7 protein-coding genes are annotated in these 11897 nt (G+C 67.2%); 5 read left to right on the top strand and 2 right to left on the bottom strand.

The window, feature by feature from the left end; translation table 11 throughout:
• Nucleotides 1-1184: 1184 nt before the first annotated feature.
• Complete coding sequence (locus tag W5W_RS0100150; protein ID WP_161603430.1) at nt 1185-1772, bottom strand: SRPBCC family protein; 588 nt, start codon at nt 1770-1772, stop codon at nt 1185-1187.
• A gap of 287 nt (nt 1773-2059) precedes the next feature.
• Nucleotides 2060-2449 (bottom strand): hypothetical protein, encoded by a 390-nt coding sequence (locus tag W5W_RS16280; protein WP_050980356.1) that lies wholly within the window; start codon nt 2447-2449, stop codon nt 2060-2062.
• A 57-nt stretch (nt 2450-2506) separates the two neighbouring features.
• Between W5W_RS16280 and W5W_RS0100140 the strand changes: the two genes are divergently transcribed.
• The 5 genes from W5W_RS0100140 to W5W_RS0100120 all read left to right on the top strand — a co-directional run bounded on the left by W5W_RS0100140 (nt 2507) and on the right by W5W_RS0100120 (nt 11893).
• Entirely contained in the window at nt 2507-2914 is a 408-nt protein-coding gene (locus W5W_RS0100140; RefSeq protein ID WP_238533198.1) for a helix-turn-helix transcriptional regulator, read from the top strand.
• A gap of 291 nt (nt 2915-3205) precedes the next feature.
• On the top strand, nt 3206-4315 hold the full coding sequence (locus tag W5W_RS0100135; RefSeq protein WP_017193842.1) for a saccharopine dehydrogenase: 1110 nt from the start codon (nt 3206-3208) through the stop codon (nt 4313-4315).
• A gap of 122 nt (nt 4316-4437) precedes the next feature.
• On the top strand, nt 4438-5517 hold the full coding sequence (locus W5W_RS0100130) for a Gfo/Idh/MocA family oxidoreductase (protein WP_017193841.1): 1080 nt from the start codon (nt 4438-4440) through the stop codon (nt 5515-5517).
• A 71-nt stretch (nt 5518-5588) separates the two neighbouring features.
• Nucleotides 5589-11279: a non-ribosomal peptide synthetase gene (locus W5W_RS0100125; RefSeq protein WP_017193840.1), complete on the top strand. Its 5691-nt coding sequence runs from the start codon at nt 5589-5591 to the stop codon at nt 11277-11279.
• A 5-nt stretch (nt 11280-11284) separates the two neighbouring features.
• Nucleotides 11285-11893: a VOC family protein gene (locus tag W5W_RS0100120; RefSeq protein ID WP_029573959.1), complete on the top strand. Its 609-nt coding sequence runs from the start codon at nt 11285-11287 to the stop codon at nt 11891-11893.
• Nucleotides 11894-11897: the final 4 nt, after the last annotated feature.

Raw genomic sequence — 11897 nt, 5'->3', positions numbered from 1 at the left:
TTAGAGTGAGACTCCGTCAACGCGCACGCGAGCGAGCTCAGGAGCGCGTGCGAGGGTAACGTATTTGTACTACCGATTCCGACCATGGACATCACGCATCACTACGCCGACCGATCGTAGGTGCGTGCGCACCGTCTCGGCATCGAATCCGAGCTGTGCACCGACGGTCGCGAGCGATTCACCAGTCTCGTAGCGACGCTGCATTTCGCACACCTGTTCAGCAGTGGGTGCCTGTCGCCGGATCGACACGCCGCGCGACCGGAGACGCGCTGCGAGCCGCGGACGGCTGACACCCAGGTCGCTCGCGATTGTTCGCAACGTCTGCTCATCCTTGTAGCGCCGTTCGGCTTATCGAAGCATCGCGTCGGTTAGTCGGGGAATAGGCTGAGGAGCGGCTTCACGCGCGCGTGAAGCGGTGCCCGCCCGTGACCTGCGCTTCCGTATGGTGTTGACGACAGACCGTGGACGTGGAAGGACGGGGTCAGGTTCGAACACTATCTCGCTACCTCCACCGAAGTTTGCGCATCCCTTCACCGAGATCGGTCGTACTCCGCATCGAGATCGTGGTGTCCCGATACATCCGTGACGTCGGGCGTCTTGGGTGCGGTACCTCGGGGGCCTGCCCGGGCTTTGTCGCTCCCGCTCGGAAATGCCCTGAAGCTCCGAGCAAGACCGCCCATGCGCCTCACCCGCCCTGAACTTGGTCATCGTGAGGGCGGGAGGCGTTCGAATATCCAGATTCGGGGCAAACGCGTCCGAAGACTTCCCGATGTCCTGACTAGACCGTTGAAATCATGCGGTTTTTTGGGCGGCGCGGAGGCGCCTGGCCTCGTTTGTCGCGAATCGTGACGACGCTGGCGGCTGGAACTCTCGTCCATGACGGTGCTCAAGCGCCCGCGAGTGCCTCGGCCTGTTGCGGGGTCAGTGTTGCGTGTTGACGGCGCCGAGTGTGTCCAAAACGGAGGAGATTGACCCGGGCACCATGCAGCGCGACACCCAAAACACCAGGTCATCGCAGGTTTTCTTAGAGATATCCAGACCACCGGGGCTTTAATCTCCTCCGCTTTGGACACACCCGACCCAGCAAGCCCCGATCGACCTCGCAGGTGCACCGGCCCACCTCAACGAAAACGACCGGCTCCTCGGGAAAGACACATAAAGACCCATCAACAAGCCTCTAAGCCTCAATGCCTCGTTTTCGCGTTGGTGGTGTCGCGTTCGGCCAGGGCAGCGAGGGTGCGCAGCTGCTTGCGCATCATCACCAGATCGCCCCAGGCCAGCAGATACCGGCGGGTGCGGCCCAGAACTCGTCCAATCGGTAGCATCCACATCACCGCCGACAGACGCGTGCGCTCCGCGTCCGCCGCCTCAATGCTGTAGGTGAGGTCGATTGCGCCGAACGCCGCCGTCGGCCAACCCTCCTTCATCCGCAACCTCACCGAGGACGGTGCCGCGAACCCGACCAACTCGAAGATCGTCATGAAGGACTGACCGACCTCCAGCCCGGTCAATGAGGGATCAGCTTCGCGCGGACTGCGCCGCCCGAAATTGTCCAGCCAGTCGTAGGAGTACGGTGCACGCCGCAACTGACACACCCACCCGAACACCGTCTCCGCAGGCGCGTCCACGACAACCGAGCGCACCACCGGCCGAGCGTCCGCCGCACCGGCGGGGGCCAGGAGCTGGACATCGGTGGCCGGCTCGCCCCATACCCACGGCAGCCCGCACCTGTGCCGCATATGCGGAGCGTTTTCAGCAGTATTAGAAACCACTTTCTAATACTATGGCGGCGACCCGACCTCGCGGCGGCGGAATCGTACGGTTGTGGCTATGAGGCGTGAGCGCATGAGAGCAGTCCTCTATAGCGGAGTATCTAGATGCCTGACCGCCTCACGGCAGTCCGGAGGAAGGCGGTCCATCAAGGCGCAGCTCGATCCGTTCGGCGGGGAGGGGGAGTCGCTGAGCGGACGCAGGTGCTGCTGAGCGAAAGCAGGGGGAGCACTTGCGGCGCCGTCCTGGGCGGGGGCTCGTCTCGGCGTCCATCTTGTTGGTGCGCTGTTCAGGCGTCCAGCGGGGTCAGGACGGCGATCGTCCACTTATCGCCATTGCGCACGAGCTGGTACATGCTCCGCTCGTCTGGGGCGCCGCCGTGGTGGTGCCAGCTCACGTCGGCCCAGATGCTGTGCCCGGTCGCTGCGACGACCTCCACCGCGGCATCGCTCCTGGAGACGCCCTCGTACTGGCCGAAGGCCCCGGCGAAGAACTCCTCGGTCTGGCGAGCATCGGACACGGCGATGGCCTGCTCGGGGAACTCGATCAGTGCGGGCACCGCGTAATGCTCGGCGATCGCCTTCGCGTCGCGATCGAGCAGGGCGCGGGTGTAGGAGTCGAAGAATTCCCGGGCGATGATGTCGTGGATCTCGTGGTTCTCATGGATCTTGTGGTTCATGACAGCCACACTATGCAGATACCCTGACACGCCTATGTCATGGTTACTCTGGTGTTCGTGAATCAATCCCCTGGACAGGCGGCGGCCGCGTCTCGTGACTCCCATCTGACTCTGCGACGAGTCGAGCGCCAGCAGTACCTCATCGAACGGTTGCACGCGAGCCGGACCAGGCTCACCCACGGGCGTCTCGCCGACGAACTCGGCGTCACCGAACGCACCATCGCCCGCGACATCGAGCGCCTGATCCATTCCGGAGTCCCGATCATCGCGGTCCCGGGCCGCGGAGGGGGCGTCGCGATCGAGAACGACGCCCCCGTCGGACCGATCGAACTGGACCTGCCCGAGATCGCCGCCCTCATGGCCAGCCTGGCTGCCGTGGGCCCCACGGTCAGCGCCTCCGCGGCCTCCGCCATGAACAAGCTCGCCACAGCGCTGAGCCCCGCAGCGCTGAGTCCATCGGCTTGAACCCGGCGGCCACGGCAATCACCGCCGGAAGGTGCGCTCGCATCGATGCGATTTCGTGACCCGCGCCCACTGGGTCCGATATCTCGCCGTTATTCAGTCATATCGGCGCCGTTGTGCGGTCTCGACCGGCAGGGCGGGCTCATCGACGGGCATTGACCGCCCGAAAATCACTTAGGTAAGTTGAGCCTAGCTAAGGGTTGCCTCTGATCTCGAGGCGGGCGCATGAGGGGCTCTCTCATGGTGCGCCTTCGGATCGTTGCTCGGGTGCCGTGCCGTCGTTGAGGAGTTGCTTTGCATGACGCAGTCAGTGGCCGACGGATCGGCGTGATCGGCTCGCACGGCGCGGTCGGTGGCCTCGTGGTCGAGCTCCTGCGCCAGGCCGGCTGCGAGGTCGCGTGCGGCAACAGAACCAGGCGAAGCCCCGAGGAGCGGACCGCCATCATCGATGCTCGTCGCCCCGAGACCATCCGCGAGTTCGCCCAGGGTCACGAGGTCGTCGTGAACTGCGCCGGCCCTTCTTACCTCATCGGGGATGCGGTGGCCGCCGCGCTGCCGGCCGGGGTGATCTACGTCGACCCGTTCGGGGGCAACGCCTTCGACGGCGATGCGGGCCAGCAGGCGCGCATCATCAACGTCGGTTGCACGCCCGGGCTCAGCGGCTTGCTGACGCGTCACCTGGCCGGGCTCCTCGACGACTGCGAATCGGTCATGGTGTGCTGCGGCGGCCGCGAGAAGGGCGGCGTCGCGGGGTTCGCCGACATCATCCTCAGCACCCGGGCCGGTTACGGGCACCCGAACCGGATGATCATCGACGGCGAACTGGCGGATCACGAGGCGAGCCGGTGGGAGGCCGAGGACACCGACGCCTTTCCCGACGACGCCGAGGTGCTGCGCTCGGTCTTCGTCACCGACGAGCTGCGGATGGTCGCACGCGACTGCCGGATCCGGCGGCTCAACGGGCTGCTGGTCATCCCCGACCGCGACTCCCTGCATCTGCTGCTGAAGGCGATGACCCACGGCGACCTCGACGACCACCAGGAGCTCATGCAGCTGTTCGCCGAGATCGACGCCGCGAAGTCGCACCTCGACTCCGGCAGGGACCACTGGTTCATCCTGCAGGTCGCCGCTCGTGGAACCGTCGACGGCAGGCCCGTGAGGACTTCGATCAGCGTCCGGGCCGACAACAGCAGCATCCTGACCGCGATCCTGATCGTCCAGGCCGTGCTCCTGGCACTGGAGGCCGGGTGCGCCCCCGGGGTCCAGTGGGGGCATGAGTTCCTCCGAGTCCCCGCGGTCCTGGACGCCCTGGGTATGAGCGGCATCGAGGTGCGCGAGACGCCGCCCACCAGTGTCTCGGCCATTTCCGACTGGGCCGAGGAGGACGACTCGGGCTTCATATGATCCGGCGTCCCCGGATGCTCAATCCCTACTAATCCCAACCAATCCCTACTCCCCCTGGGTGGCTGCAGTCGGCGTCGTCGGCGTCTCGGCTGTGCGCCACCACCCTAGGAAGGCCACATCCCATGGATACCCTGCGAGTCGTCGTGTGCGGCACGACATTCGGCCGCATCTATGCCGCCGGCGTCCGCGCGCTCCCGGACAAGTACGAGCTGGTCGCCATGATGTCCAGGGGCAGTGCGCAGTCGAGGCGGTTCGCGGCGGAGGTCGGCGTTCCTCTGTGCACCAGCATCGATGAGCTGCCGAAGGTCGACCTGGCCTGCGTCGTGGTCCGCTCGGGGATCATAGGCGGGGCGGGGTCGCAGATCGCCCAACAGCTGCTCGCCGCCGGCAAGCACGTCCTCATGGAGCACCCGATCCACCGCGATGACGCCGTCGCCTGCTACCGCGAGGCGGCACGTGCCCGCACGAGCTTCTGGCTCAACACCTTCTACCGCCACAGCTCCACGATCAAGCAGTACCTGCGGATGGTCGATGTGCTGCGCGAGCGCTATGGAATCCTCCACCTGGAGGCCGAGTGCAGCATCCACTTCCTGTACTCGATGCTCGACGTGATCGGGAGGATCACCGGTGGCTTCACCCCGTGGCACCTCAATGACCGCGCTGAGGATCTGGGGGTGTTCACCACGGTCACCGGGTTGGTGAGGAACACCCCGTTGCGTCTGCAGGTGGTCAACAGGATGAACCCCGAGGCCCCCGACGACTTCGTGCACCTCGGTCACAGGATCACTGTGTTCACCCCCGGCGGGAACTTGGTGCTCACCGAGAGCGACGGGCCGATCATCTGGCACCCGAACGCCGCCGGACCCCGGGATGAGGCGGGCGTCCTCGAGGTCGACGCCGACGAGAGCCTCAGCTCGTTCCGGCTGCACGAGAGCCTCGCCGTCGAGCCCGAGGTGACCAGGCGGATCCAGTACGAGCGCATCTGGCCGGTCGCGATCGCCGAATGCCTCGACGTCATCTATGACGAGCTCAACGACCCCGGCTATCGGGCGCACGAGGCCGAGTACCTGCTCGCCCTGTGCTCGATCTGGACACGCGTCGGACAGCTCATCGGCCCCTCGCGGGCCTTCGGAGCCGAGTTGTCGTCCACCCATCTCGACCTGGCGCAGCTCACCCGGCTTGCCGCCCACCTGCATCGGTGACGGTGCCCCTGAATGCCCTGAATGCCCTGAACCACCCCTAAGTCACGATCGAAGTTTGCAGGAGGTCTGTTGTGGACATCGCGGAGATGATCGAGGAGTTCCAGTCCCGGGGAGTTGCCCTGTGGGCCAATGGCGACCGGCTCGGCTACCGCTCGCCGAAGGGAGTCCTGACGCGGGAGGACCTGGCCGCGCTCAAGGCGCGCAAGGAGGAGGTCCTGGCCCACCTGCGCGAGCGGGACGCCATCGGCCACGACGAGCAGGCGCGCTTCGAGCCCTTCCCGATGACCGACATCCAGCGGGCCTACGCGACCGGCCAGTACTCCGGCTACGAACTGGGCGGTACGGGCTGCCACAGCTATGCGGAACTGCTCGCTCCGCCGCTGGACCGCGAGCGCTTGGAGGCCGCCTGGCACGAGCTGATCCGCCGTCACGACATGCTCTCGGCCGTGGTGATCCCTCCGGACTCCCTGCGCGTCGTCCCCTTCGAGGAGGGGCCGGTGCTGGAGGAGATCGACCTGCGGGGCCACGATCCGCGCACCCCCGATGAGGACTACCTGCGGTACCGCAGCGAGCTGGAGGATCGCAGGTACCCGCTGGGCGCCTGGCCGCTGCACGAATTCCGGCTGCTGCAGTTCGATGCGTGCAGCATTCTGCAGTTCTCCGTGGACATGATCATCGCGGACTTCGTGAGCGTGAAGGTGATGACCCAGGAGCTGATGGACCTCTACGCGGGGCGGCGGCCGGCGCCCCTGGCCGAGGCGACCTTCCGCGACATCATCATGGCGCGCACCCGACGGGCGGCCGACCCCGCCGGCTCCGCGGAGTACGAGAGCGCCAAGCAGTACTGGGCCGAGGCGATCGAGACGATGCGGGACAAGCCCTCGCTGCCGCTCGAGCATGCGTCGGCTCCGAGCGACGACGAACCGGCGCGCTTCACCAGACGCGTGTGGAAATGCGGACCCGAGGCCTGGGAAGCCTTTACCCGCCGTGCCGGCAGGAACGGCGTCACCCCGTCCAATGTGCTGCTGACCGCCTATGCCGATGTCATCCGCCGGTGGTCCTCGAGCGGCGACTTCTGCGTGAATGTCACCTCGATGAGCCGCGACCAGGCCATCAAGGGGGTTGAGCGGATCGTGGGCGACTTCACCGAGGTGGTCGTCCATGCCTGCCGCCCCCGGCCGGGATCCTTCCTCGAGCGGGTCCGCGCCACCCAGAAGCAGCTGTTCGACGAGCTGTCCCACGCCGCCTTCCCCGGGGTCGAGGTGCTGCGGGAGCTGGGGCGCGCCAAGGGCGCGCCGGCCATCGTTCCGATCGTGTTCACCAGCGCCCTGGGCGCCGGTCTGCGCCATGATGAGGGACAGGCGTACGAGCTGGTCCACGGCGTCAGTCGAACCCCGCAGGTGTGGATCGACTGCCAGGCCTTCGAGGACGACGCGACCTGCAACGTCAACTGGGACGTGCGCGACGGCGTCATCGCTCCTGAGATCCTCGACGACATGTGGGCGGCGTTCACCGGCCTGCTCGACCGCCTCGTCGACGACGAGGAGACCTGGCACCAGGACGAGGTGGTGAGCCTGAGCTCCGGGACTCGGGAGATACGCGCGCGCGTCCACGACACCGCGCAGGAGCGCATCGCCCGCAGTCTCCAGGACGGTTTCTGGGAGCAGGCGCGGCGCGCCCCCGAGCTCCCGGCGCTCGTCTGGGGGGACACCACCTACAGCTACGACCGGCTGGCGGCCCACGTCGAGGCGCTTCAGACCCGGTTGTCGGGTGTCGGCCGCGGAGATCGGGTCGCCATCGTCCTGGGCAAGGGCGTGTGGCAGGTCGCCGCCGCCCTCGCCGTGGTCTCCGCGGGCGCCGCCTACGTGCCGATCGACCACGATCAGCCCCCTGCCCGGCAGCATCGCATGATCTCGCTGTGCCGTCCCGCGGCGATCATCGCCGACGGCCTCTACACCCCGTCCCAGGGGCACCCCGCGGTTATCGACGTGGACGCCCTGGAGGCGGGATCCTGGAGCGGGGCGGTGCCGGAATCCGGTCCCGTGGACGACACCGCCTACATCATCTTCACCTCGGGAAGCACCGGGACGCCCAAGGGCGTGGTCATGACCCATGCGGCGGCCATGAACACCATCGACGACGTCAACGAGCGCCTCGGGCGCGGTAGGCCCCGCACGGTGCTCGCACTGTCGAAGCTGTCCTTCGACCTGTCGGTCTACGACATCTTCGGCGCCTTCGCCAGCGGCGGCACCCTCGTCCTGCCGCTCGAATCGGAGTCCAGGGACCCGAGCCGCTGGATCGCCCTGATGGCGGACAACCGCGTCGACACCTGGAACACCGTCCCTGCGCTGTTCCAGATGCTCCTGCAGGAGCGCGAGGCGGCCGGGCAGCCGCCCGACCCCGGCATGGACCTGGTCATGCTGTCCGGGGATCTCATCGTGCGCACCCTGCCGGCCGCTGCCGCACCGCAGTTCCCGAACGCCGAACTCATCAGCCTGGGCGGCGCCACGGAGGCGGGCATCTGGTCGATCTTCCACCCGATGACCGATCACGCCCCCGATGCGACCATCCCCTACGGCACGGCCCTGTCGAACCAGGGCGTGTGGGTCCTCGACGAGTTCGGCCGCGAATGCCCCGACGGCGTCCCGGGCCGCATCCACATCTCCGGCGACAGCCTCGCCACCGGGTACTTCGACGACCCGGAGACCACCGCTGCCAAGTTCTACGTCTCCGACAGGTCCGGCATCCGCGTCTATGACACCGGAGACATCGGCAGCTACCGCGCTGACGGCGTGATCGAGTTCCACGGACGCGCGGACCACCAGGTGAAGATCAACGGCTACCGGGTCGAGACCGGTGAGATCGAGTCCGTGCTGGAGAGTCATGAGGGCGTGGAGCGGGCCGTCGTCATCACCCAGGACGTCGATGGGCGCAAGAGGCTGCGCGCCTTCGTGACCCCGTCCACGGTCGAGGGGATCGGGGCCGGTCCTCAGAGCGGGGAAAGGCGGAGCGAGGAAGGGCGGGGCGAGTACGAGAGGCGGGGCGAGAGTGCTCCGGCCGGGGAGTCGCTGCGCGCCATGCTGGAGCGCCGCTGGGCGCCCGCCGACGCCTCGGCTGACCCGGCTGACCCGGCAGACCCAGCAGATTCAGCAGATTCAGCGACCATCGCCGAGTGGACGCGCGCCGGCAATGAGGCATCCTTGGCTGCGCTGCTGGCGGCATTCCAGGGGGCCGGGGTGTTCCTGGTGCCCGGCAGGCGCCATGACCTGGCGGAGATCACCGAGAGGATCGCCCCCGACGACGAGTACCGCGGCCTCGTGGGGCGCTGGCTGCAGATCCTGGTCGCCGAGGGGCTCGTCGCCTCCGACTCGCAGGGCTATTCCATTACCCGGGAGGCTCTGGACGGGTTCCGCATCGAGAAGTGCTGGGACAGGTTCGAAGAGCTGGAGAACCGAGTCCGCAACAGCCCCGTGCTCTTCGCCTACCAGCGACATGCGGCGACGACCCTGCTGGGCCAACTGCGCGGCGAGGTCAACCCCGTCGATCTGTTCTTCCCCAAGGGCGACACCGAGAACGCCCGTGCCATCTATGGGCAGAACAGGATCAGCAAGGCGATCAACGCCGCGGTCGCCGAGGCTGTGGTGGGGATCGTCTCATCCCGCGGGGACCGTCCGGTGCGGATCCTCGAGGTGGGCGCGGGTATCGGCGCGACCACGGAGAACATCGTCGGGCGTCTGCCGGGCAACGTGATCGAGTACCGGTTCACCGACATCTCGACCTTCTTCCTGCGCAATGCCAGGCAGACCTATCGGGACCGCGATCTCGCGGACTTCATGACCTACAGCCTGTTCGACGTGAACGTGGACTGCGCCTCCCAGGACATCGAGCCGGGCGCCTATGACGTCATCATCTGCGCCAATGTGCTGCACAATGCGGTGAACATCGAGGAGGCCTTCGCCCGGCTCGATCAGCTGCGGCGCGGAGGCGGTGTGATCGTGATGGTCGAGCCGGTCATCGAGCTCTACGCGGCCCTCATCTCCATCTCGATCAAGATGAGCCTGGTTCCGTTCACCGATCACCGCGCCGATTCGCACAAGGTGTTCATCGACGACGCTGAGTGGGACCGTGTGTACGAGGCGACCGGCCTGCGCCGGTTGGCCGACTACCCGGCTGAAGGGGATCCTCTGCGTGAGTGCGGTCAGCGCCTGATCGTCGTCGGCGACCCCGCCGACCCCGCCGACTCAGCCGGCCCTGCTGGTTCCGTTGCCGTTACTGTCCCTGCTGCCTCCACGGTCGATGAGGACGACCTGCTCGCCCATATGCGGGCCAACCTGCCGGGCTACATGGTTCCCGCATCGGTGCGGATCATGGATGAGCTGCCGCTGAGCGCGAACGGGAAAGTCGACCGCAGGGCTCTCGCCCAGTCCTACGAGTCCGGGGGCGCCGTCGAGGACCCGAGGGCCGCTCAGCCGCTCAAAGGTCTGGAGAGCCGGATCGCGGAGGTTTGGAGAGAGGTTCTCGAGGTCTCCGAGATCGGTCGCGAGGAGGACTTCTACGCCGCCGGCGGCGACTCGCTGCTGATGGCCGAGGCGGTCACCCGTATGCGCCGGGAGGTGCCCGGCCTGCAGGATCGGACCTGGGACTTCATCATGCGCGAGATGCTCAAGCATCCCACGATCGCTGGAATCGCCGAGATGGCGGGCTCCGGCGCCCCGGCGCCCCGGGATGACGAGGCTCGTGAGGCCCCTGCGGATACGCCCGACCGTGTCGAGGCTCCTGAGGCCCCCGCCCCGATGCCGGCCCTGTCCACCATCGCGAGCGGTTCCCCGAATGGTTCGAAATGCCTGCACATCTACCGGATTCCGCAGGGGGCGCGATCCTGCCGGGTCATGTTCCACGCCGGCACCGGGCGCCTCAAGGACTACGAGTTCCTGGTCCCGGAGCTGCTCGACAGGGATCCGGGGCTCGCCCACGTCGGGTTCACCGCCGGCGACTCCGACGACTACCTCGACTGCCCGACCCGGTCACTGATCAGCGACCGGGCCCGGGTGTACGCCCAGGAGCTGCTCGCCCTCGACATGGACAGCTACGAGCTGGTCGGTTACTGCATCGGCGGGTTCTTCGCCCTCGAGACCGCGAAGGTGCTCACCGAGCTCGGCCGCGAGGTCGGCAGGGTGGTGTGCATCAGTACCCACCTGTGCCCGCACCGCGTGGCGAACGAGCTGCTGTGCGAGTTCGCCTACGGCTGCGTCTTCGACGCCGACCTGCCCGCGATGGGGGCCGAGTTCGACTTCCCGACCCTCACCGAGGGCCTGTACCACATTCTCGACGGGGTCAACCGGGACATCACCGACGACGAGCTGTGCGCCCTCGACGGCCGGTTCGCAGCGGTGGGCAGGTTCTTCACGACGCTGTCGGAGCTGTCGCCGCGCGCCCGGCGCAAGAGGATCTACTCGGCGATCCGCGGCTTCGACGCCGAGGCGGAGTCGGCCCGCGCGATGCTCGACATCCTCTACGACGTCTTCCGCCACTCGCTGCGGGGAACCATCGGCTACGTGCCCGACATCTACATGGGCGAGGTGCTCGTGCTCCAGCCCGCCGGGGATATCCAGGGCTTCTACCCGCAGTTGGGCGGGGACGTCGATTGGCCCGCCACAGCGTTGGGCGAGCTGGAGGTGCGCACCATCTCCGGATCCCACGCCACCTGCCTGCTCGAGGAGAACTTCCGCTCCCTGCTGCCTGCCTTCGAGCGGGGGGAGTGATCATCATGATGACGGTCGGGCACATCGTCTACAAGGCCGACGATCTCCAGGCGGCGGTCGAGAAGTTCCGCGCGCAGGGATTCGAGGTCGAGTACGGGCGGGCGAAGAATCCCAGCAATGCGCTGATCTACTTCTCCCAGGGGCCCTACCTGGAGATCCGGACCGGGGTCACCATGCCCGCTTTGATCCGCCGCTACCTGCGGTTGATCGGACATGGGCAGATGGTCGATACCAGTGATGCGGTCGCCGGCATGCCCGAGGGCTACTCCCGGGTCGTCTTCGAGGTCGATCGCGAGGACTTCGGCCGCTTGAAGGCGATCTGCCAGGAGCGCGGGGTCCGCACCGTCACTGCGCGGATCTCCCGGAAGGACCCCCATGGACGCAGGCTCGCCTGTCGGTGCCTGTGCCCCGACGACTGGGCGATCCCCATGTTCGTCACCCGATTCGCCGCCGACACGCACCGTGACGCCCCGCACCCCAACGGGATCACGAGGATGGACCGGATCGAGTTCGAGGGCACCCGGACCGCGGTGGAGATCTGCCGCTTGGCGGGAGCGGACGATCTGCTCGCGTGCAGTGTCGGCGCCGGCGCCATCCGGGCGGAATTCGTCTGAAGGA

Origin of the sequence: Actinomyces massiliensis 4401292 (assembly GCF_000269805.1) — a bacterium.
In the GTDB taxonomy this organism is placed as follows: domain Bacteria; phylum Actinomycetota; class Actinomycetes; order Actinomycetales; family Actinomycetaceae; genus Actinomyces; species Actinomyces massiliensis.
The sequence above is the reverse complement of the archived record's forward strand: the minus strand, read 5'-3'. Positions and strand labels throughout refer to the sequence as shown.